Here is a 22340-nt window from a genome sequence, read left to right on the forward strand (position 1 = left end):
GGCCCTCGGGTTTCCCCGTAAAGGCCCTGCCGCGCAGTCAAAGGCTCAAAGAATGTTTGCGTGCGCTCACATTCAATGAATCAGCGGCTGATCGTCGCGTGCGTGATCCAGCAGCGCGTACAGGATGATGGCGCCGAAAGTCGCGGTCCCGATGCCGCCCAGCGCGAAGTCGCCGAACTTGAGCGTGAAGTCGCCCGTGCCCAGGATCAGGGTGATGGCCGCCACGATCAGGTTCTTGTTCTGCGAGAAGTCCACGCGGTTGTCCACCCAGATCTTGGCGCCGGCCACGGCGATCAGGCCGAAGACCACGATGGACACGCCGCCCATCACGGGCAGCGGGATCGCCTGGATCAGCGCGCCGAACTTGGGCGAGAAGCCCAGCAGCACGGCCAGGACGGCGGCCACGAAGAACACGGCCGTCGAGTAGATGCGCGTGGCGGCCATCACGCCGATGTTCTCGGCATAGGTGGTCACGCCGGTGCCGCCGGCCGCGCCGCTGACCATGGTGGCCACGCCGTCGCCGATGAAGGCCCGGCCCATGTACTGGTCCAGGTTCTTGCCCGTCATGGCGGTCACGGCCTTGATGTGGCCCAGGTTCTCGGCCACCAGGATGATGACCACGGGCACGATGAGCACCATGGCCGGGCCGCTGAACACGGGCGCGTGGAACTGGGGCAGGCCGAACCAGGCGGCATTGATCACGCCCGACAGATCCACGGGCTTGCCCATGCCCAGCACATTGGTGAACAGGCCGTACAGCAGGCTGGCGGCGATCAGGCCCACCAGGATCAGCAGGCGCTGCACCATGCCGCGCGTGAACACGGCCACCAGGCCCACGCAGACGAAGGTCAGGGCCTGCATCCACGACTCGAAGTTGTTGGCCGCCATGTTCTTGACGGGGATGGCCGCCAGGTTCAGCCCGATCACGGCCACCACGGCGCCCGTGACCACGGGCGGCATGAAGCGCTCGATCCAGCGCGTGCCCACCATCTGCACCACCAGGCCGATCAGCGCATAGACCGCACCGCAGGCAATGATGCCGCCCAGCGCCACGCCGATGTTGCCGTTGGCGCCCTTGCCGCCATAGGCCGTGGCTGCGATCACCACGCCGATGAAGGCAAAGGACGAACCCAGGTAGCTGGGCACCTTGCCGCCCGTGATCAGGAAGAAGATCAGCGTGCCGATGCCGCTCATGAGCACGGCCACGTTGGGGTCGAACCCCATGAGGATGGGCGCCAGCACGGTGGAGCCGAACATGGCGATCACGTGCTGTATGCCCATCAGCCCGGTCTGGGGCCAGGGCAGGCGCTCATCGGGGCCGATCACGCCTCCCCGTTGCAGCTGGTTGGCGGATTTTTCCGTCCATTGGAAAAGGCCCATGTGGCATCGCTCCTTGTAAAAAATTGGCGCGATATTAGAGGCATTTGTTTTCTGGCAGGTGGGGTGGAGCGGAAATTTTTTCCCAGTGTTTGTGCGGAGATACGCGATCCGGCCCGCAGACTTTGTCGCCCAGGTGCCAGGCTAGTGGCTTTCCCGTCTGGGCTCGCGGGCAGCGCGCGCGTACCGTGGCCGGTCATGAGCCATACCCCTGCCTTCATCCCCCAGATCCGCCTGTACCAGGACTGGCTGCGCGAGCGCCACGGCCTGCAGTTCGACAGCTACGACGCCCTGTGGCGCTGGTCGGTGACCGACCTGGACGCCTTCTGGCAAAGCATTTGGGACTACAACGCGCTGCAGTCGCCCACGCCGCACACGGCCGTGCTGGAGCGCAACACCATGCCCGGCGCCCAGTGGTTTCCGGGTGCCCAGATCAACTACACGCGCCAGGCGCTGCGCCATGTGGATGCCGCCCATGCGGCCGGCATGCCCGCCGTGGTCAGCCGCAACGAGACGGGCCGCCACCGCGAACTGTCCTGGCCCGAGCTGCGCCGCCAGGTCGCCGCCCTGGCCCTGCATCTGAAGGCCCAGGGCGTGGGCCGCGGCGACCGCGTGGCCGCCTACCTGCCCAACATCCCCGAGGCCATGGTCGCCCTGCTGGCCACGGCCAGCATGGGCGCCGTCTGGAGCATCTGCGCGCCCGACATGGGCACCAACGCGGTGCTGGACCGCTTTCGCCAGATCGCGCCCAAGGCGCTGATCGCCGTCGATGGCGTGCACTACGCCGGGCGCGATATCGACCGCATAGCCGTGCTGGCGGAGCTGCGCGCAGGCCTGCCCAGCGTGGAGCATGTGGTCCTTGTGCCCAACCTGGATCTGCAGGCCAGCCTGGCCGATGCCGCCGACTACGGCCAGGTCACAGCGCGCGACGACGCGGCCACGGCGGCCTTCGAGCCCGAATGGCTGCCCTTCGACCACCCGCTGTGGATCGTCTACTCCAGCGGCACCACCGGCCTGCCCAAGCCCATCGTCCACGGCCATGGCGGCATGGTGCTGGTGGCCCTGCAGCTCAAGGCCCTGCACAACGACGTGGGCTGCAGCTACCACCCCAACAGCTGGGGCGAGCGCTACCACTGGTACAGCTCCACGGGCTGGGTGATGTGGAATGCCCAGGTCTCGGGCCTGCTGGGCGGCACCACCTGCGTGATCTTCGACGGCAGCCCCGGCGGCAGCAAGGACAGGCCCGACTGGGGCGTGCTGTGGCGCTTCGCGGCCGAGACCGGCGTGACCAGCTTCGGCTCGGGCGCGGCCTTCTACGCCAACTGCATGAAGGCCGGCGTGGACCTGGCGCAGTGCGGCGACCTGTCGCGCATCCGCAGCCTGGGCACCACGGGCTCGCCGCTGTCGCCGGAGGTGCAAAGCTGGGGCACGGCGCAGTTCGCAGGCATGGGGCGGCCTGACATTTGGTGGAACAACATCTCGGGGGGCACCGACTTCGCGGGCGCCTTCATCGGCGGCCACCGCGAGCTGCCCCAGCAGCCGGGCATCATGCAGTGCCGCCAACTGGGCGCGGCCGTGGAGGCCTGGAACGAGCAGGGCCAGCCCGTCATCGACGAGGTGGGCGAGCTGGTCTGCACCCAGCCCATTCCCTCCATGCCCCTGTACCTGTGGGGCGATGCGGACGGCAAGCGCTACCTGTCCAGCTACTTCGACATGTACCCGGCCGGCCATGGCCGCGCGCCCGGCGGCGGCGACGGCCCTGCCGCCATGGGCCCGGTCTGGCGCCACGGCGACTGGATACGCATCCTCCCGGAGGGCGGCTGCATCATCTACGGCCGCAGCGACGCCACCATCAACCGCCACGGCCTGCGCATGGGCACCAGCGAGATCTACAGCGCCGTCGAGGCCCTGCCCGAAGTGCTGGACTCCATGGTCGTGGACCTCGAATACCTGGGACGCGAAAGCTACATGCCGCTGTTCGTGGTGCTGCGCCCGGGCGTGGATCTGGACGACGCCCTGCGCGCCCGCCTGCAGGGCGCCATCCGCCAGGCCCTGTCGCCGCGCTTCGTGCCCGACGAGATCGTGCAGGTGGCCGAGATCCCGCGCACGCTCAGCGGCAAGAAGCAGGAGCTGCCCATCAAGAAGCTGATGCTGGGCCAGCCGCTGGACAAGGTGGTCAACAAGGAGGCCATGGCCAACCCGGGCTGCCTGGACTGGTATGTGGGCTTTGCGGCGCAGCATGCCAAGGCACAGGCTGCCTGATATTCAAACGGTATCAGTGGCGCGGTTTTTAATATTGGACTGCGACAGACCGGCTGCCTAGAGTGGGGTCCAACCATGGAGCCCTGCAATGAGCGTGCTTGATTCCCTTGCCCTGACCCGCATCCCCGCCGAGGACGAAGCCCTGCGCGCCGAGGTGCGCGCCTTCCTCGCCCAGGCCATAAGCGGCCTGCCGCCCCATGTGCGTGCGCGCTCCTGGGGCGGCTACAGCGCCGAACTGAGCCGGCAGCTGGGCGAAAAGGGCTGGATAGGCGTCACCCTGCCGCGCGAGTACGGCGGCGGCGGGCGCAGCGCCTTCACGCGCTATGTGCTGGTGGAGGAATACCTGGCCTGCGGCGCGCCCGTGGGCTCGCACTGGATTGCCGACCGCCAGAGCGGCCCGCTGATCCTCAAGTACGGCACCGAGGCGCAAAAGCGGTTCTACCTGCCGCGCATCTGCCGGGGCGAGGCTTTCTTTTGCATTGGCATGAGCGAGCCCGGCGCGGGCTCGGACCTGGCCAGCGTGAAGACGCGCGCCGCGCCGAACGGCAAGGGCTTCGTGCTCAACGGCCAGAAGATCTGGACCACCAACGCCCACCACTGCCACTACATGATCGCCCTGGTGCGCACCTCGGGCGAGGCGGGTGACCGGCACAAGGGGCTGTCCCAGGTCATCGTGGACCTGTCGCTGCCGGGCGTGACCGTGCGGCCCATCACCGACCTCTCGGGCGACAGCCATTTCTGCGAAGTCTTCTTCGACAACGTGCAGCTGCCGCCCGACGCCCTGATCGGCCAGGAAGGCCAGGGCTGGGAGCAGGTCACGGCCGAGCTGGCCTTCGAGCGCAGCGGGCCCGAGCGGCTGTTCTCCAGCATCGTGCTGTTCGACGAATGGCTGGCCTGGCTGCGTGCAACGGGCGAGCGCAGCGAAGGCGCGTTGCGCCTGGCCGGCCGCGTGTTCACCGAGCTGGCCCCGCTGCGCGCCATGTCGGTGGCCGTGCAGGACAAGCTGGTGCGCGGCGAAAGCCCCATCGTCGAAGCGGCCCTGGTCAAGGAGCTGGGCACGACGCTGGAGCAGTCCATTCCCGCCGCCATCGCCGACGACCTGTTCGCACGCGAGGCGTCCGATGTTCCGCTGGAGCTGCTGCGCACCCTCAACTACGTGACGGAGGTTGCGCCTTCGTATTCGCTGCGCGGCGGCACGCGCGACATCCTGCGCGGAATGATCGCGCGTGGCCTCGGCCTGCGTTGAATAAGGTTCCCCTTGAGTTGGGGCGCGCCAGTTTCAAACGGAACGCCCAAGGCCTGGCGTCATGTGTCATGAATGGAGAGAGACATGGAAGACGATTTGTTTGCCGATGCCGCGCGCCAGTTGCTGCAGGGCGAGTGCACGCCCGCGCAGGTGCGCGCCATCGAGGCCGGGGGCTCGCCCCGGGCGCTGTGGCAATCGCTGGAGCAGGCCGGCTTTGCCGATGCCCTGGTGCCTGAGCACGCGGGCGGCGCGGGGCTGGCGCTGGCGCAGCTGTTCGATGTGTGGTCGCAGGCCGGCGCCCATGCGCTGCCCGTGCCGCTGGGCGAGACCATGCTGGCGCGCGCGCTGCTGGCGGGCGCGGGGGCGGAGCGTCCACCAGGCGCCATCGCGTTGGCGCAAGGCCTGCTCCAGCCGGATGGCAGCCTGCACTGCGCACCCGTGCGCCTGGGCGCGGTGGCGGACAGCGTGCTGGTGCAGCATGCGCAGGGCTGGAGCCTGCTGCCCGTGGCGCAGGCGCAGTGCGAGCCAGCGGCCTTCTGCCTGGACGTGAACCTGCGCTGGAGCGCCGATCAGGTCCGCGCAGCACCTGCTCCCGCTATCGCCCTGCCGGGTGGGCTGGACCTGCGCACGCTGCAGGCCGGCCTGGTGGCGGCGCAGCTGGCGGGCGCGCTCATGGAGGTGTTCCAGCGCACGCTGCAGTATGCGAATGACCGCCAGCAGTTCGGCCGCCCCATCGGCAAGTTCCAGGCCATTCAGCACCAGCTGGCGGTGATGAGCGAGCATGTCTTCGCCGCGCGCATGGCCGCCCGGCTGGGCTGCGCGGGGCAGGGCGTCTTCCCCGATCGGCTGCGCGTGGCCGTGGCCAAGGCGCGCTGCAGCCAGGCCGCGCTGGCCGTGGCCGAGGCGGCCCACGCCATCCACGGCGCCATGGGCTTCACCGAGGAATACGACCTGCAACTGCTCACGCGCCGCCTGCATGCCTGGCGCCAGACGGCCGGCTCCGAGTCGTACTGGCATGGCGTGGCAGGCGCCGCGCTGGTCCATGGCCACGCGGGCAGCACCCTGGATCTGATCCGCTCCACCACCGATATCACCGCCGATATCACCGCCTGACAGGCTCTCGAAGGAACCCCATCCATGCCCTTTCTGAACATCGAGCGCGACGGCGCCATCTGGACCCTCACCATGAACCAGCCCGAGACGCGCAATGCGCTCACGGGCAACACGGCCGTGGAGGAATTCGTGCAGGTCTGCGACGAGATCCGGCGCGATGCCTCGGTCAAGGCCGTCATCCTCACGGGCGCGGGCCCCATCTTCAGCTCGGGCGGCAACGTCAAGGACATGCAGCGCTTCTTCGACGACGCGCTCACGCCCGACGCCATCCGCGAGGAGTACCGCCAGGGCATACAGCGCATTCCGCGTGCCCTGACCCAGCTGGACGTGCCCGTGATCTGCGCCATCAACGGCCCGGCCATCGGCGCGGGGCTGGACCTGACCTGCATGTGCGACATCCGCATCGCCAGCGAGACGGCCACCTTTGCCGAGAGCTTCGTGCGCGTGGGCATCGTCCCCGGGGACGGGGGGGCCTGGCTGCTGCCGCGCGCCGTGGGTCGCGCCAAGGCGGCCGAGATGGCATTCACGGGCGAGGCCATCGACGCGCAGCAGGCCCTGGCCTGTGGCCTGGTCAGCCGCGTCGTGCCCGCCGACCAGCTGCTGCCCACGGCGCGCGCGCTGGCCGACAAGATCGCCGCCAACCCCGGCGCCGTGATGCGCATGACCAAGCGCCTGCTGCGCGAGGGCGAGCACAGCACGCTGGAGTCGCTGCTGGAGCTGTCGGCCGGCTACCAGGCCCTGGCCCACAAGACCGCCGACCACCGCGAGGCCGTGATGGCCTTCGTGGAGAAGCGTAAGCCCCGGTTTCAGTGACCGGGCCCGCCCGGCCCCCGCCACGGGGGCATGGGCCGTGTGTGACACAACACAAATGGACACTCCCCGGTGCCGGCCTCCCGGCGGGAGTGGGCGCCCATGTACTGCGCACACAGTACACTTTGCGCGTCGAGAGGCAACTCTCCCATCCACCGCACTCCCAGTCCCATGGCCGTTGAAACGACGAGTACTGCCCGCCCCAGCTTCGACCTCAAGAGCGCGCAGCTGCCCGTGGTGGCCGTGACCCTGCGGGATACCGACGTACGTGCGCTCGTGGCCGACCTGGCCCAGCGCCTGGCCGACGACCCGGATTTCTTCGACAACGACCCCGTACTGATCGACCTGGCCCATGTGCGCGAGGCCGAGGAGGCCATCGACTTCGCCGTGCTCGTGGAGGCACTGCGCTTTCACCGCACCGTGCCCGTGGCCGTGCGCGGCGGCAGCCCGGCGCAGATGGAGGCGGCGCGTGCCGCAGGCCTGGCGCCCGCGCCCGAGGCCGCACCCGTGCGGCCCACGGTGCCCGAGATCGAGTTCCAGGAAGTCGTGCGCGAGATCGAGGTGGTGCGCGAGGTGCCTGCTCCCCAGGCCGACGCCCTCATCGTGGACAAGCCGCTGCGCTCGGGCCAGCGCGTCTATGCGCGCGGCACCGACATCGTGGTGCTGGCCATGGTCAGCTATGGCGCCGAAGTCATCGCCGACGGCAACGTCCATGTCTACGCGCCGCTGCGCGGCAGGGCCATCGCCGGGGCGCGCGGCAACACCGAGGCGCGCATCTTCAGCACCTGCATGGAAGCACAGCTGCTGTCGATTGCCGGCATCTATCGCACAATCGAGACCGATCTCCCGGCGGACGTGGCTGCCAGGCCCGCCAAGGTGCGTCTCGACGGCGAGAAAATCCTCATCGAGCCGGTATGACACCGGACCCCTCTTCTTTGCTCTCCAGTCTTTAAGGAACCGTGCAAACATGGCCAAAATAGTCGTCGTGACCTCCGGCAAGGGTGGCGTGGGCAAGACCACCACCAGCGCCAGCTTCGCATCGGGCCTCGCATTGCGCGGGCACAAGACCGCCGTCATCGATTTCGACGTGGGCCTGCGCAACCTGGACCTGATCATGGGCTGCGAGCGCCGCGTGGTCTACGACCTGATCAACGTCATCCAGGGAGAGGCCAACCTCAACCAGGCCCTGATCAAGGACAAGCAGTGCGACAACCTCTTCGTGCTGGCCGCCTCCCAGACGCGTGACAAGGATGCGCTGACGCAGGACGGCGTCAAGAAGATCCTGGACGACCTGGCGGGCATGGACTTCGAGTACATCATCTGCGACTCGCCGGCCGGCATCGAAAGCGGCGCCCTGATCGCCATGCACTTCGCCGACGAGGCCCTGGTCGTGACCAACCCCGAGGTTTCCTCGGTGCGCGACTCCGACCGCATCCTGGGCATGCTCAGCTCCAAGACCGCGCGCGCCATCGCGGGCGAGAGCGTCAAGGAGCACCTGCTGATCACGCGCTACAACCCCAACCGCGTGCAGGACGGCCAGATGCTGTCGCTGGAGGACATCCAGGACATCCTGCGCATCGAGCTGATCGGTGTCGTGCCCGAATCCGAAACCGTGCTGCAGGCCTCCAACCAGGGCATTCCCGCCGTGCACATGCAGGGCTCGGACGTGGCCGAGGCCTACCAGGACGTGGTCGCGCGCTTTCTGGGCGAGGAAAAGCCCATGCGCTTCACCGAAGCGCAAAAGCCCGGCTTCTTCAAACGCATGTTCGGGGGGAGGTAAGCGGCCATGTCCATGCTCTCTTTCCTGCTCGGAGAAAAGAAGAAGACGGCCTCGGTGGCCAAGGAGCGCCTGCAGATCATCCTCGCGCGCGAACGCGTGGGCGGCAACGGCGGCGGTCCCGACTACCTGCCTGCGCTGCAAAAGGAGCTGATGGCGGTGATCTCCAAGTACGTGGACATCGACGTCAACGACATCAAGGTGCACCTGGAGCGCCAGGAAAACCTGGAAGTGCTCGAAGTCAAGATCGAACTGCCCGACGCCTCGCGCTGAGCGCCGCCCGGCGCCGTGCTCAGCCCAGGCGCAGCGTGCAGCGCAACCCGCCCAGCGGGCTCGGCCCCATCTCCAGCGATCCACCATAGGTCTCGGCGATGTCGCGCACGATGGCCAGGCCCAGGCCGTGGCCCTGGGCCTGTTCGTCGAAGCGGACACCGCGCTCCATGGCCTGCGCGAGATGCTCCGGCGCCAGGCCTGGGCCGTCGTCATCGATCTGCAGCAGCGTCGTCGTGCCGTCCTGGCACACGGCCAGCGTGACGCGGCTGCGCGCCCACTTGCCGGCGTTGTCCAGTAGGTTTCCCGCCATCTCCTCCAGGTCCGAGGCCGCGCCGCGCCAGCGCAGCCCATGGCCGGGCAGCGGCGTGGAGGTCTGGATGGACCAGGACAGGCGCCGCTGGGCGTGGATCTGGCGCATGGCATCCAGCAGCCGGGCCAGCACCTCATCCAGCGCCACGCTGCCGGCGCTGCCGGCGCCGCTGGCGAAGCGCGCCAGATGGCGGTCGATGGTGTGGGACATGGCCTGTACCTGGTCACGCAGCCACGGGCCATCGACCTGATGGCCGCGTGCCTGGATGCCGAGCACGGCCAGCGGCTTCTTGAGCGCATGGCTCAGGTCGGCCGCCTGGTGGCGCGCGCGCTCCACGACCTGGGCATTGCGCTGCAGCACCTGGTCCACGGCCTCGGCAATCGGGTCCAGGTCTGGGCCGAAGTTCCGCCCCAGCTGCGTGCGTGTGCCGTCTTCCATGTCCTGCAGCGCCTGCTGCAGGCTGCGCAGCGGCTGCAATCCCAGGCGCACCAGCGCCACCGTGCACAGCAGCAGCGCGGCGACCAGGCCCAGCTCGGTGACCAGCAGGATGCGGTCGATTCGGCGCCATTCCTGGCGCGTACCGTCCAGCGGGCCGAAGACATGCAGCTGCACGCGCCGGCCCGCGACATCGAAGCTGCGGCGCAGGCCCAGCAGTTCGCGCCCCTGCGGCCCGCGCAGCGACAGCAGCGTCTCGCTGCCCTTGTTCCGGGGCCAGGGACGGGCGTCGTCGAGCTCCAGGCTGTCGTCCCAGACCGAGCGCGACTGCTGCATCCGCCCGTCCTGCTCCAGTGTCCAGTACCAGCCCGAGAAAATGCGGCCGAACTCGCCGCGATTGAGCCGCGTGCCCTGTCCGGTCAGGGGCCCAGGGGACTGCAGCTCGGCCTGCAGCCGCTCGGCACGGTCCTGCAGGCCGGCCTTGAAGCTGCGCAGCACCGCGTCGTGCAACTGCTCGCGCAGCAGCCAGCTGGCGGCCGTGCCGCAGGCCAGCGTGGCCACCAGGCTCAGTGCCAGCAGGCGCTCCGACAGGCCCCAGTGCCTAGGACGCATGGTCGCCGCTGGCCTGCTGCAGGCGAAAGCCCCGTCCGCGCTCGGTATGGATCAGGCCATGCGGGGACAGTTTGCGGCGGATGCGGCCGACCAGCACGTCCACGGTGTTGGAGTCCGGGTCCAGGTCGCGTGCGTAGACATGCTCGCTGATGTCGGCGCGGCTGACGAGCTGTCCATGCCGGTTGGTCAGAAAGCTCAGGATGCGTTGCTCCTGCGCGGTCAGCGCAAGCGGCCGTCCTTCGAGCGTGAAGCGGTCTGCCATGGTGTCGTAGGCCAGCGGGCCTATCTGCACCAGGGGCCGGCTGCCGCCTGCTGCGCGCCGGTGCAGCACGCGCAGCCGCGTGACGACCTCCTCGTGCAGAAAGGGCTTGGTCAGGTAGTCGTCCGCGCCGGCCTGGAAGGCCGTGAGCTTGTCGCTCCAGCGGTTGCGGGCCGTGAGCACCAGCACGGGAAAGGAGCGGCCCTGCTCGCGCCAATGGCGCAGCACCGAGACGCCGTCCTGTCCTGGCAGCCCCAGGTCCAGCAAGGCGGCGTCATAGTGTTCGACGCTGCCCAGTTCCTGGGCGAGGCGGCCGTCCGCGCAGCACTCGGCCAGCATGCCGGCCTCCTGCAGGATGGCCTGCAGGCCTGCAGCAAGATCGGCGTCGTCTTCGACGATGAGCACCCGCATCAGCGCAGTCCGTCCTCTTCGATGGGCTGGCCGCTGTACGCATCCACATGCACTTCGATGCTGCGGCCGGCGCTCAGCTGCAACTCGACCTCGTAGTAGGCGCGCTGCCGGACGTCGATCTTGAGCTCGGCCTCTGTGGCGCGGGCCTGGTACTTGCGCTCCAGTTCCTCAAGAATGCGCGGCAGCGGTTGCAGCGTGGCGGCCTGCTCCCGGCTCAGGACAGGCTCCACCAGGATGCGGCCCGTCTGGGCGTCGGCGCGCAGCAGTTGCTCACGGCCTTCGCGCGTGAGCAGCTGGATCTCGTAGTAGGGCCTGGGGCTGCGCGTTTCCTCCAGCTCGATCTGCAGCACGGTGCCGGGATGCAAGCGGGTGACGGCTGCCGCCACGGCGGACATGGGTATCAGCACGGCGGTGGTCGCGCCCGGCCGGGGGATGTCCTGTCCCGTGACTGCATCGATATAGATCTCCGTGCGCTGGCCATTGGCGAGCTTGATTTCGTACCAGCGCCGGCCGTCGGCGCCGCGCTCGAGTTCGATGTCGATGACGCGCCCTTTGTGGCGCTGCTGCACGTCCTGGAGGATTTCCGCCAAGGGCCGCAGGCGCTTCGACTGCACCTCGCGGCGCACGCTTTCATGCTCCGCTGGCGTGGTGGCAGAGGCGGGCGCCAGCGGCAAGGCCAGCAAGGCAGCAAGTGCGAGGCGGAGTTTCACGGCCACGCATCTTATGTGCACGTTCTTAAACAGTGCATGAACGCGCCATTCATGCGCGGTTTAGGCGCCTTTGCCGACACTGCAGGCGGTTGCACCGATGGCCCCGCCGCGGTGCCTTTTCATCTGTTTCTTTCTGGCATCGAACACCATGCATTTTCTTCGCTTTTCCCGCTCCGCCCCGCCATTGCACCGGGCCCTGGGCGCTGGCGCGCTCTCGCTATCCGTGCTGCTGGCCGCCTGCGGCGGTGGCGGCGGCGGGGCTGACAAGCCAGCCCCCACGCCGGTCACTCCCAGCGCCAGCTATGCGTCGGGCACCATTGACGGCTTCGGCTCCATCCTGGTCAATGGGGTGCGGTATGACGAGCGCCAGGCCCGGATCACCGATGGCGATGGCGTCCTGCTGGCCAGCGATGCGCTCAAGCTTGGCATGGCGGTCCATGTCACGGCCGACCCCGTGACCACCGGCAGCGATGGTGTGGCGCGCGCCATGGCCCGCCAGATTCTTGTGCGCAGCGATCTGGAAGGTCCGTTGAGCGCGGTCGTGGGCGACCGGCTGACCGTACTGGGCCAGACCGTGATCGTCGATGCGGCCACGGTGTTCGAGGACGGCCGCGCGGCGGCGCTGCAGGTCGGCCGTGTGCTGGAAGTCCACGGCCTGCGCGATGCGCAGGGCCGCATTCTTGCCAGCCGCATCGAGATCGAGGATGACGCCGACGAGCCCTGGCGCCTGCGCGCGCCTGTGGATGCCGTTGACGCGTCGCGCCGCACCCTGCGCATCGGCGAGGCCGTCGTCAACTGGAGCGGCGTGCAGGTTGCCGCCGCGCTGGCTGCCGGCGACGTGGTCAGCCTGCGCCTGGCGCGCCAGCCCGATGCCGCTGGCCTGTGGGTGGCCACCGCACTGTCGGTGCAGCGTCCCACGCTGCCCGAACAGGCGGGCGTGGAGGCCGACGTCACCGGCCATATCACCCGCATGGACTCGCCGACCCGCTTCGTCGTGGACGGCCTGAGCGTGGACGCGGGCAGCGCCACACGCCTGCCCGCAGGCCTTGCCGTGGGCGACCTGGTCGAGGTCGAGGGTATGTTCCAGGACGGGGTGCTTCGCGCCTCCGAGGTCGAGCGCAAGCTGCGGCTGGACAGTGACGATGGCTTCGAGATCGAGGGTCGCATCACCGCTGTCGACAGCCTGGCCGGCATCTTCGAGCTGCGCGGCGTGCGCGTGGACTATCGCAATGCGCGCTTCGAGGATGGCAGCGCTGCCCAAATTGCCGTGGGGCGCGTGGTCGAGGTCAAGGGCCGGCTCTCGGTCGATGGCGCGATGGTGGTGGCCACCGAGGTTGAGTTCGACTAGGGCCTGTACACACTAGTGTGGTTCGCGTTCGCCGCAGGCCGCATCGCCTCGCTCTGCGCACGCGCGGCGGCGGGGCGCACCCACAGCAGGTAGGCGGCGCCCAGCAGCACGATCCACAGGCCGCCCACGACCAGGGCTGCACGGGTGTGGGGGAAGTAGCCGAGCACGCCCAGCACCAGCAGCATGAAGGCGATGGCGGCCAGCGGCGCGGCGGGCCACAGCGGGACCGGGAACTTCAGCGCGGCCACCTGCTGCGGGCTCATGCGGCGGCGCGCCGCGAACTGCGACAGCAGGATCATCAGCCAGACCCAGACCGTGGCGAAGGTGGCGATGGAGGCGATCAGCAGGAACACGTCCTCGGGGATCAGGTAGTTCAGCACCACGCCGGCCAGCAGCGCCACGGCCATCACCACCACGGTCATCCAGGGCACGCCATGGCGCGAGACACGGCCGAAGCCGGCGGGGGCCTGCCCCTGGTGCGCCATGCCGTAGAGCATGCGGCCGGCGCCGAAGATGTCGCTGTTGATGGCCGACACGGCCGCCGAGATCACCACGATGTTGAGGATGGTGGCGGCCGAGGAAATGCCCAGGCCGCTGAAGATCTGCACGAAGGGGCTGCCCTGGCTGCCGATCTGCGGCCAGGGGAAGATGCTCATCAGCACGAACAGCGTGAGCACGTAGAACAGCAGGATGCGCAGCGGCACGGCGTTGATGGCGCGCGGGATCACGCGCGCCGGGTCCTTGGCCTCGCCGGCCGATATGCCGATGATCTCGATGCCGCCGAAGGCGAACACCACCACCGCCAGCGAGGCGATCAGGCCCGAGACGCCATGGGGCATGAAGCCGCCGTGCACCCACAGGTTCTGCACGCCGGTCGGCGCCTGGCCGGCCGCCATGCCGAAGCCGAACACCATGATGCCCAGGCCGCCGCCGATCATGGCGATGATGGCCGCCACCTTGAGCAGGGACAGCCAGAACTCCATCTCGCCGAACACCTTGACCGAGCACAGGTTGAGCGCGCCGATGAAGCAGACGATGGACAGCACCCAGATCCAGCGCGGCACCTCGGGAAACCAGAACCCCATGTAGATGCCGAAGGCCGTCACGTCGGCCAGGCAGACGATGACCATCTCGAAGGTATAGGTCCAGCCCGTGACGAAGCCGGCGAACGGCCCCAGGTAATCGCTGGCGTACTGGCCGAAGGAGCCGGGCACGGGGTTGTGCACGGCCATCTCGCCCAGCGCGCGCATCACCATGTAGACCGCCGCGCCCGCCAGCAGGTAGGCGATCAGCACCGAGGGCCCCGCCTGCTGTATGGCCTTGGCCGAGCCGTAGAACAGCCCCGTGCCTATGGCCGAGCCCAGTGCCATGAAGCGGATATGGCGGGCCGACAGCCCTCGGTGCAGGCTGCCTGCAGATGGTGAACTCATGTGCTGTCTCCCCCCGTCATTGGTGAAATGGCTGCCGCATCCACAGGCTTCATCAGCCTGCGGATGGGTCTGCGATCAGATGTATAAGCCTGTATATACAATATGCGCAGACACCGATTTCCCGGACCGGGGATTACCCGGAGGCGGGAAGGAGCGGGAATTGGGGGAGTCGCCGAAAGAGGCGACGAGAGGGCTGCCGCAGGTCCGGTATCAGCCCAGGCCGCCCGTGTGCATGCGGCCTGCGTGGTACAGCAGCGGCGTGTGGCCGGCCTGGTGGCTGCACTGCTCGACCTCGCCGATGAAGATCACATGGTCGCCTTCTTCATGGCGATGGCGGTTGCGGCACTCGAAGACGGTGGTGGCTTCGGACAGCAGCGGCACGCCCTGGGCCGAGCTGCGCCAGGCGGTGTTGGCGAAGCGGTCCACGCCCTTGCGCGCGAACAGCTCGGCCAGGGGCTTTTGCGAGGCCGACAGCACGTGGATGGCGTAGTGCGAGCAATGCTGGAACACGGGCAGCGAGGCCGCCGACAGCGCCATGCTCCACAGCACCAGCGGAGGCGTGAGCGAGACGGAGTTGAACGAGCTCACGGTGACACCCACCGGGTGGCCCTGCGGGCTGCGTGCGGTGACGATGGTCACGCCCGTGGCGAACTGGCCCAGCGCGTCGCGGAACTCGCGCGACGAGAACGGGGACTGTGGAGGCAGGGCGGCCATGGCGGCGGAAGGCAGTGCGGAATTCACGGGTGCAAGAACCAGGCGGCAGCAAGGCCGCAGCAGGGCTGCAGCGTTTGGGACGGGCGCCCGGAGCCGGGCAGCAACCTTGCATTATGGGTGCGGATGCCGGCAGAAGCGGCCGATGGGGCCTCTGCCAGGGAGGTCTTTGCCCTGTGTGCCCGGCGCCGGCTCACAGCGCCATGCTCATCTGGGCGGGCGCGGCGTTCTCGTTCAGCCAGGCCTTCATGCGGGCCCGCGTGCAGCGCTGCAGCTGCATCAGCAGAGCATGCTCGGGCCAGGCCAGCGCGTGGCGCAGGCACAGGTCCTGCTGCATGCGCGCCAGCAGGGCGGCGGCCATCTCGGCATCGGCCAGCGCCCGGTGGGCACGCTCGGCCACGGGCAGGCCCAGGTGGGCGGTGAGTCGGCTCAGGCTGTGGCTGGGCGCCTCCGGGTAGATGCGGCGCGACAGCAGCACGGTGCAGGCAAAGGGCTGGGGCGCGGCCTCGCCGGCCAGGGCCAGTTCGGACTGCCAGAACTTGCTGTCGAAGGCCGCGTTGTGCGCCACCATGGGGGCGCTGCCCACGAAGCGCGCGGCATCGCGCATCACGTCCTCGGCGGGCGGCGCGGCTGCGACCATGGCATTGGTGATGCCGGTCAGCCGCGTGATGAAGGGCGGTATCCAGGCGCCCGTGCGCATCAGGCTCTGGAAGCGGTCCACCACCTGGCCGCCCTCGATCAGCACGATGGCGACCTCGGTGGCACGCGCGCCCTGGGCGGGCGCCATGCCCGTGGTTTCAAAGTCGATGACGGCAATCGGCTGCGGCATGGGGCGATTGTGCCCGGCAGTGCCCGACCGGCGTGCCGGGGCGGCTATTCCTCGGCCTGGCTGCCGTCGGCCGCGCCCAGGCGCTGCACGACCTGGTCGAGCAGGGCGTAGAGCTGCTCGATCTCTTCATGGCCCACCAGGCGCTCGATCTCGGCATAGGTCTCGGAGGAATGCGGCGCGATCTCGGCCACGATGGCGTGGCCGGCCGCCGTGAGCTCGAACTCGGCGCCGCGCATGTCGCTGGCGTGGCGCGAGCGCTCCACCAGCTGCCGGCCTTCCAGCGTCTTGAGCAGGCGCGAGAGGCTGGGCATGCTGATGTAGGTGGCCTGCGACAGTTCCATGGGCCGCAGCCTGTGCGTGACCGCCGCCATGGCGCGCAGCACGCGCCACTGCTGTTCGGTCAGGCCATGGGCGCGCAGCATGGGCCGAAAGCGCACCATGACCGATTCGCGGGCGCGCAGCAGCGCCATGGGTAGGGAGCGCGAGAAGGCGCGCAGCGGCTCGGGGGCAAAAGAGGTCGTGGTCTGGGGCATGTTCGGCAGCATCTGTCGGCTGGATTCTATGCAGCCGCCGCTCCCTCCCCGGAGCGGCGTTGCGGGCGCCTTGTCAGGCCGGGGCCTCAATAGGTCTGGCTTTTCGGCGCGGGGGCCGCTGCCTGCTTGAAGCGCGCAGCCAGCGCGCTGGTGGCCTGCACCAGCACGCTGGTGTCCAGGCCCACGGCCGTGAAGGTGCAGCCCAGCTCCAGGTACTTGCGCGCCAGGGCCTCGTTGGGCGTGAGGATGCCGGGCGCCTTGCCGGCGCGGCGTATGCGCGCGATGGCGTCGGCAATCGCCTCCTGCACCTCGGGATGGCCCGGGTTGCCGATGTGGCCCATGGAGGCCGACAGGTCGGCCGGGCCGATGAAGACGCCGTCCACGCCCTCGGTGGCGGCAATGGCGTCCAGGTGGGCCAGCGCCTGGCGCGTTTCCACCTGCACCAGCACGCAGACCTGGGCGTTGGCTTCATGGGCGTAGTTGGCACGCCGGCCCCAGGCCGAGGCGCGTGCGCCGCCCATGCCGCGGATGCCGCCCTGGCCGTCGGCCTGCGGATAGCGCGCGGCGCGCACGATGCGTGCGGCCTGCTCGGCCGTGTCCACCATGGGCACGAGCAGGGTCTGCACGCCGATGTCCAGGTACTGCTTGATCAGCATCTCGCCGACCTCGCCGTGTCCCATGGGCACGCGGGCAATGGCATGGCTGTCGGGATAGGCCGCGATGGCCTGCAGCTGCGCCAGCAGGGTGCGCGTGTCGTTGGGCGAATGCTCGCCGTCGATCAGGAGCCAGTCGAAGCCGGCGCCCGCGCAGATTTCCGCCGAATAGGCGTCGGCCAGGCCCAGCCACAGGCCGATCTGGGGTTGGTCGGCCGCAATGGCGGCCTTGAAGCGGTTCACAGGTGTCTGCATGGTGTGATTGTCCGGGCCTCAGTGGCCCATGCACAGGTACTTGGTGCTCAGGTATTCCTCTATGCCGGCAGCGCCGCCCTCGCGGCCCATGCCCGACTGCTTGACGCCGCCAAACGGCGCCACGGCCGTGCTGATGATGCCGCTGTTGATGCCCACCATGCCGTACTCCAGCGCCTCGCCTACGCGCCACACGCGGCCCACGTCGCGGGCGTAGAAGTAGGCGGCCAGGCCGTACTCGGTGTCGTTGGCCATGCGGATGGCCTCTTCCTCGGTCTTGAAGCGGAACACGGGCGCCACGGGGCCGAAGACCTCTTCCCTGGCGATGCGCATGCGGTCCGTGGCGTTGGCCAGGATGGTGGGCTCGTAGAAGGTGCCGCCCAGCGCATGGCGCCGCCCGCCCAGCACGACCTCGGCGCCGTTCTTCACGGCGTCGGCCACCAGTTCCTCGACCTTGTCCACGGCGGCCTGGTCGATCAGCGGGCCCTGGCCCACGCCGGCCTCCAGCCCGTTGCCCACCTTGAGGGCCTGCACGGCGACCTTGAGCCTGGCCATGAAGGCGTCGTACACGCCGTCCTGCACCAGCAGGCGGTTGGCGCACACGCAGGTCTGGCCGGTGTTGCGGTACTTGGAGGCCATGGCGCCCTCGACGGCGGCATCCAGGTCCGCGTCGTCGAAGACGATGAAGGGCGCGTTGCCGCCCAGCTCCAGCGACATCTTCTTGAGCGTGGGCGCGCATTGCTCGGCCAGCACGCGGCCCACTTCGGTGGAGCCCGTGAAGGTCAGCTTGCGCACGGCCATGCTGGCCGTGAGCACGCCGCCGATGGCGCGCGAGGAGCCCGTGATCACGCTGAACACGCCCTCGGGAATGCCGGCGCGCTGGGCCAGCTCGGCCATGGCCAGGGCCGACAGCGGTGTCTGCTGCGCGGGCTTGACGATGATGGTGCAGCCCGCCGCCAGGGCGGGCGCGACCTTGCGCGTGATCATGGCGGCCGGGAAGTTCCAGGGCGTGATCGCGGCGCAGACGCCCACGGGCTCCTTGGTCACGATGATGTGCTTGTCGGCCCAGGGCGCGGGCACGGTGGAGCCGTAGATGCGGCGGGCTTCCTCGGCAAACCACTGCACGTAGGAGGCCGCGTAGGCGATCTCGCCGCGCGACTCGGCCAGGGGCTTGCCCTGCTCGCTGGTCATGATCAGGGCCAGGTCTTCCTGGTTCTCCATCATCAGCTCGAACCAGCGCTGCAGCAGGCGCGCGCGGGCCTCGGCGGTCTGCTGCTTCCAGAGGGTGAAGGCGCGTTCGGCGGCGGCGATGGCGCGCTGCGTCTCGGCCTCGCCCATGCGGGGCACATGGCCCACGGACTCGCCCGTGGCGGGGTTGTGGACGTCGATGCGGCTGCCATCGTCGGCGGCCAGCCATTGGCCGTCGATCAGGCAGAGGTTCTTGAGCAGGCTGGGGTCGCGCAGTGCAAGCGGCATGGGAAGTCTCCAATAAGGGCGGGGCAGGCGTCGGGACGACGGCGCCTAGACAAAACGGAATTGCAGGCGGCCCAGCGGGCCGTAGTCGGCGTCGAACAGGTCGCCAGGCTTGGCCGCCACGGGGCGCGTGAACGAGCCGGCCAGCACGGTCTGGCCGGCCTCCAGGGCCTCGCCCCAGGGCGAGAGCTTGTTGGCCAGCCAGGCCACGCCGATGGCGGGATGGCCCTGCACGCCGGCAGCCAGGCCGGTCTCCTCGACCACCCCGTTGCAGCGCAGTATGGCGCCGCACCAGGGCAGGTCAAGCACCCCGGGAACAGCCTGCCCGGCGCCGACCACGATGCCCGCATTGGCCGCGTTGTCGCTGATGGTGTCGTAGACCTTGCGCATGGCCTTGGTGTGGCGGTCGAACTGCTCGATGCGCGCGTCGATGATCTCGATGGCCGGCGTCACGTGGTCGGTGGCGTCCAGCACGTCCTGCAGCGTGATCTCCTTGCCGCCGGGCAGGCCCGGGCCGCGCAGCGGCGCCTTGAGCACGAAGGCCAGCTCCACCTCCACGCGCGGCGCGATGAAGTGGGCGGCCGGGATGTCCAGCACCTGGCCCGGCGTGCAGCGGTAGAGCATGCTGTCGAGCAGGGTGCCGTAGTCGGGCTCGTCGATCTGGCTCGATATCTGCATGGCGCGCGAGGTCAGGCCGATCTTGTGGCCGATCACCTTGCGGCCCGCCGCGATCTGCAGGCGCACCCATTCGCGCGAGACGCGGTAGCCATCCTCCACGGTCATGCCGGGAAAGCGCTTGGAGAAATGCTCGACCTGCACGCGCGTCTTCTCGCTGCGGTCGAGCTCCTGGGCCAGTTGGGTCAACAGTTCTTGGGAAAACATTTCAAGGCCTGGAAAAGAGGGGGTGGAGGGTGCTGTGCTTGCCGTCATACACCTGGCCCGGGCTTTCATCGACCTGCACGGTCAGGCCCAGGTGGCGCTGCGCGAACAGCGGCTGCAGATGGCGGCGCGCGCAGGCCAGCAGGGCGTCTCCGGCCTGCTGCTGCACGGCGGCCGAGCGGCCCTGGCCCATGCGCAGGTTGATGTAGATGAAGCCGTAGTCGCCATCGCCGCCCGCTGCGCGGCCCGCGGCCCCGCCATCGGCCACGGCGCTGTGCGGCGCGGAGTAGGCCAGCACGCGCGTGCCGCCCGTTGGAAAGACCTGGGCGCCGTCTTCGGCACGCACGGTGAGCATGGTGTCGGCCAGGGCGCGGCACAGCTGCGTCATGTCGGTGTGCGCGTCCAGGCTGGCCGTGTAGAGGATGACCACGTGCGGCATTCAGGCCACCTCCATGGTGGCGGCCGTGCAGCTCACGGCGAAGATGGGAATGGGCTGGCAGTACAGCACCTGGCCCGCGCCGCGCGCGGCGGCGGCCACGGCGATGAAGCTGCGGATCTCGAAGCCGCCCTGGCCGCCGTCGCGGTAGGTCTCGGCGTCGGTGTACGACAGCAGCGCGTCCCGGTCGTTGCGGCACCAGCGGTCCATGAACTGCTGGTCCCACTCCCAGTTGACCTTGCCCGAGTCGGGCGTGGCCGGCCAGTGCGAGATGCCGCCCGTGCCCACGATGGCGATGCGCTCGGGCGCCTTGTCGCAGGCGCGGCGCAGGGCCTCGCCAAAGGCCCAGGCGCGGTGCAGCGGCGTCAGCGGCGGGCCCTGGCAGTTGATGTTGACGGGGATGATGTCCTTGTCATAGGCCGGCGTCAGAAAGTGCAGCGGCACCATGATGCCGTGGTCGAACTTCCACTCCTCGGCAAAGGCTACGTCCACGGTCTGCATGACCTCGGTGATCAGGCGCCGCGACAGCTCGGCATTGCCGGGGATGCGGTGGCGCTCTATGCCCAGCCAGGCCGGGTCCTCGATGGGCCCTTCGTAGTGGTCTGCCATGCCAATGGCATAGGCCGGCATGTTGTTCATGAAGAAGTTGGCGAAGTGCTCGGCCGCGATGACGATCACGGCATCGGGGCGCGCCGCCTCCAGCCGTGCGCCCATGTCGCGGAAGGCGGCATGGAAGGCATCCCTGGTGGCCGGATCGGCCAGGTGTGCGCGGCCCGTGATGCCGGGCGCGTGGCTGCAAACGCCTGCAAATACCAGACTCATCTCAAACTCCTGCGATCTTTTCGTTGGTGGCTGTCGTCATCGCGTAGACGCCCGCGCGCACCGGTCCGTGCTTTTGCACGCCGTCGCGCATGGCCTGCAGGTAGTCGACCCAGGGCATGCCCAGCAGCGGCGCGAAGTGCATCAGCAGCTGGCCGTTGCAGCCCAGCACGTAGAGCTTGCCGATGTCGCCGTGGAACATGGCTTCGTACTCCTCGGGCTCCAGCGCGTACTCGGCCAGCAGCGCGGCGCGGTCCTCGGCAAAGCGCCGCTGCACCTCGGGCTCGCGGTTGTGCTGGAACAGGAATTTCTGCATGGTGTACAGGCTCATGGCGGCTCCCGGTGTCGGCCTCAACCCAGCGTGATGTTGGCGCGGCGGATGATGGCTTCGTACTTGGCGATTTCGCTGGTGACGAAGGCTGCGAACTGCTGCGCCGTGCCGGCCTGCGAGACGATGCCGCCGCGCGCGAAGGCGTCCACCACGGCGGGCTCGGCCAGGGCCTTGACCACGGCGGCGTTGATGCGCTGCACCAGCGCATCGGGCGTGGCGCCGGGTGCCAGCAGACCCTGCCAGGAGTTGGATTCCAGCGCCACGCCCTGCTCCGCCAGCGTGGGCACCTGGGGAGCGAACTGCGAGCGCTGGCGCGTGGCCATGCCCAGGGCCACCAGCTTGCCGCTTTGCACATGGCCGCGGAACTCGGGCCAGTTGCCGAACATCACGTCCACCTGGCCGCCCAGCAGGTCGGCCAGCGCCGGGCCCTGGCCCTTGTAGGGGATGTGGACCATCTCGATGCCCATCTCCTGGCACAGCAGCGCGCCCGACAGATGGGCCGAGGTGCCGTTGCCGAACGAGGCATAGCTGAGCTCGCCGGGCCTGGCCTTGGCGCGGCTGCGCAGGTCGGCCAGCGTCTTCAGGCCGCTGCCGGGGTGGGTGGCCAGCACATGCTCGGACAGGCCCATCAGCGCCACGGGCTTGAGGTCGCGCGTGGTGTCGTAGGGCAGGTTCTTCACCAGCGTCTTGTTGGCCGTGAAGCTGTTGGCCACGCACACCAGGGTGTAGCCGTCGGCCGGCTGCTTGGACACATAGTCCACGCCGATCACCGTGCCCGCGCCGGGCTTGTTCTCCACGATGACGGGTTGGCCCAGGGACTTGCCCAGCTCGGTGCCCACCAGGCGCGCCACCAGGTCGGTGGTGCCGCCCGGCGTGAAGGGCACGATGATGCGCAGCGGCTTTGCGGGCCAGGTGCCGGCCGGGCTACCGGGCTGGGCCTGGGAAAGGCCCGGGAGCATCAGCGCTGCGGCCGTGGTGGCTGCGGTGGATTGCAGGAAATGGCGGCGTTGCATGTCTTGTCTCCTCGGTTCTCTTTGTCGTTGTCGCTGGT

The 22340-nt window shown here is 69.1% G+C and carries 22 protein-coding genes and 1 pseudogene; 8 read left to right on the plus strand and 15 right to left on the minus strand.

All coding sequences use genetic code 11. The annotated features are described in order from the left end of the window. Positions 1-72: 72 nt before the first annotated feature. A complete protein-coding gene (locus IB269_RS24675) occupies positions 73-1380 on the minus strand; it encodes a solute carrier family 23 protein (protein ID WP_012202026.1) in 1308 nt (435 codons plus the stop codon). Positions 1381-1575: 195 nt separating this feature from the next. On the opposite strand from IB269_RS24675, the gene IB269_RS24680 reads away from it, so the two are divergent. The 7 genes from IB269_RS24680 to minE all read left to right on the plus strand — a co-directional run bounded on the left by IB269_RS24680 (position 1576) and on the right by minE (position 8858). Further along, positions 1576-3639, plus strand: coding sequence for an acetoacetate--CoA ligase (locus IB269_RS24680; RefSeq protein WP_192368569.1), 2064 nt, complete (start codon positions 1576-1578; stop codon positions 3637-3639). 88 nt (positions 3640-3727) lie between these two features. Continuing rightward, a complete protein-coding gene (locus tag IB269_RS24685) occupies positions 3728-4885 on the plus strand; it encodes an acyl-CoA dehydrogenase family protein (RefSeq protein WP_192368570.1) in 1158 nt (385 codons plus the stop codon). Positions 4886-4969: 84 nt separating this feature from the next. Beyond that, positions 4970-5998, plus strand: a complete 1029-nt coding sequence (locus IB269_RS24690) for an acyl-CoA dehydrogenase family protein (RefSeq protein WP_192368571.1) — start codon at positions 4970-4972, stop codon at positions 5996-5998. Between the two features lie 24 nt (positions 5999-6022). Then, positions 6023-6811 carry a crotonase/enoyl-CoA hydratase family protein gene (locus IB269_RS24695; RefSeq protein WP_071953930.1) on the plus strand — a complete coding sequence of 263 codons (789 nt, stop codon included), beginning with the start codon at positions 6023-6025 and terminating at the stop codon, positions 6809-6811. Between the two features lie 168 nt (positions 6812-6979). Further along, positions 6980-7726, plus strand: a complete 747-nt coding sequence (gene minC / locus IB269_RS24700) for a septum site-determining protein MinC (RefSeq protein ID WP_192368572.1) — start codon at positions 6980-6982, stop codon at positions 7724-7726. Between the two features lie 49 nt (positions 7727-7775). Next, positions 7776-8588 carry a septum site-determining protein MinD gene (gene minD, locus IB269_RS24705; protein WP_012202032.1) on the plus strand — a complete coding sequence of 271 codons (813 nt, stop codon included), beginning with the start codon at positions 7776-7778 and terminating at the stop codon, positions 8586-8588. Between the two features lie 6 nt (positions 8589-8594). Next, the gene (gene minE, locus IB269_RS24710; protein ID WP_012202033.1) at positions 8595-8858 is read left to right on the plus strand and encodes a cell division topological specificity factor MinE; all 264 of its coding nucleotides are present in this window, start codon (positions 8595-8597) and stop codon (positions 8856-8858) included. A gap of 19 nt (positions 8859-8877) precedes the next feature. On the opposite strand, the gene IB269_RS24715 is transcribed toward minE, so the two are convergent. Genes IB269_RS24715 through IB269_RS24725 form a run of 3 tightly spaced genes read right to left on the minus strand, consistent with a single transcriptional unit; the run spans position 8878 to position 11595 of the window. Further along, entirely contained in the window at positions 8878-10215 is a 1338-nt protein-coding gene (locus IB269_RS24715) for a sensor histidine kinase (RefSeq protein WP_192368573.1), read from the minus strand. After that, positions 10205-10885 carry a response regulator transcription factor gene (locus IB269_RS24720; RefSeq protein ID WP_013800000.1) on the minus strand — a complete coding sequence of 227 codons (681 nt, stop codon included), beginning with the start codon at positions 10883-10885 and terminating at the stop codon, positions 10205-10207. The genes IB269_RS24715 and IB269_RS24720 overlap by 11 nt, the downstream gene beginning before the upstream one ends. Beyond that, positions 10885-11595, minus strand: coding sequence for a PepSY domain-containing protein (locus IB269_RS24725; RefSeq protein WP_224986229.1), 711 nt, complete (start codon positions 11593-11595; stop codon positions 10885-10887). Before IB269_RS24725 ends, IB269_RS24720 begins: the two co-directional genes overlap by 1 nt. A 148-nt stretch (positions 11596-11743) precedes the next feature. On the opposite strand from IB269_RS24725, the gene IB269_RS24730 reads away from it, so the two are divergent. Then, the gene (locus tag IB269_RS24730) at positions 11744-12943 is read left to right on the plus strand and encodes a DUF5666 domain-containing protein (protein WP_192368574.1); all 1200 of its coding nucleotides are present in this window, start codon (positions 11744-11746) and stop codon (positions 12941-12943) included. On the opposite strand, the gene IB269_RS24735 is transcribed toward IB269_RS24730, so the two are convergent. The 11 genes and pseudogenes from IB269_RS24735 to IB269_RS24785 form a co-directional block, all read right to left on the minus strand. Beyond that, the gene (locus IB269_RS24735; protein WP_192368575.1) at positions 12940-14373 is read right to left on the minus strand and encodes an amino acid permease; all 1434 of its coding nucleotides are present in this window, start codon (positions 14371-14373) and stop codon (positions 12940-12942) included. The two genes, IB269_RS24730 and IB269_RS24735, sit on opposite strands and share 4 nt — an antisense overlap. A gap of 210 nt (positions 14374-14583) precedes the next feature. Further along, the gene (locus IB269_RS24740; RefSeq protein WP_012202035.1) at positions 14584-15087 is read right to left on the minus strand and encodes a flavin reductase family protein; all 504 of its coding nucleotides are present in this window, start codon (positions 15085-15087) and stop codon (positions 14584-14586) included. Positions 15088-15277: 190 nt separating this feature from the next. After that, positions 15278-15913 carry a PolC-type DNA polymerase III gene (locus IB269_RS24745; protein ID WP_013800004.1) on the minus strand — a complete coding sequence of 212 codons (636 nt, stop codon included), beginning with the start codon at positions 15911-15913 and terminating at the stop codon, positions 15278-15280. A 44-nt stretch (positions 15914-15957) separates the two neighbouring features. Continuing rightward, positions 15958-16446, minus strand: coding sequence for a homoprotocatechuate degradation operon regulator HpaR (gene hpaR, locus IB269_RS24750; protein ID WP_016447335.1), 489 nt, complete (start codon positions 16444-16446; stop codon positions 15958-15960). 86 nt (positions 16447-16532) lie between these two features. Further along, positions 16533-17354, minus strand: coding sequence for an aldolase/citrate lyase family protein (locus IB269_RS24755; protein WP_012202038.1), 822 nt, complete (start codon positions 17352-17354; stop codon positions 16533-16535). An 18-nt stretch (positions 17355-17372) separates the two neighbouring features. After that, positions 17373-18827, minus strand: a complete 1455-nt coding sequence (locus IB269_RS24760) for an NAD-dependent succinate-semialdehyde dehydrogenase (RefSeq protein ID WP_192368576.1) — start codon at positions 18825-18827, stop codon at positions 17373-17375. A gap of 45 nt (positions 18828-18872) precedes the next feature. Then, entirely contained in the window at positions 18873-19706 is an 834-nt protein-coding gene (gene hpaH / locus IB269_RS24765; protein ID WP_192368577.1) for a 2-oxo-hept-4-ene-1,7-dioate hydratase, read from the minus strand. Between the two features lies 1 nt (position 19707). After that, on the minus strand, positions 19708-20142 hold the full coding sequence (locus tag IB269_RS24770) for a 5-carboxymethyl-2-hydroxymuconate isomerase (protein WP_192368578.1): 435 nt from the start codon (positions 20140-20142) through the stop codon (positions 19708-19710). Beyond that, positions 20143-20961, minus strand: a complete 819-nt coding sequence (locus tag IB269_RS24775; protein WP_012202042.1) for an extradiol ring-cleavage dioxygenase — start codon at positions 20959-20961, stop codon at positions 20143-20145. A gap of 1 nt (position 20962) precedes the next feature. Then, positions 20963-21289 carry an aromatic ring-opening dioxygenase subunit LigA gene (locus tag IB269_RS24780; RefSeq protein WP_192368579.1) on the minus strand — a complete coding sequence of 109 codons (327 nt, stop codon included), beginning with the start codon at positions 21287-21289 and terminating at the stop codon, positions 20963-20965. 20 nt (positions 21290-21309) lie between these two features. Beyond that, positions 21310-22305: pseudogene (locus tag IB269_RS24785) on the minus strand (tripartite tricarboxylate transporter substrate binding protein); the annotation flags it as partial. Between the last annotated feature and the right edge of the window lie 35 nt (positions 22306-22340).

The sequence above is a fragment of the Delftia sp. DLF01 genome (assembly GCF_014852125.1).
Lineage (GTDB): Bacteria > Pseudomonadota > Gammaproteobacteria > Burkholderiales > Burkholderiaceae_C > Comamonas > Comamonas acidovorans.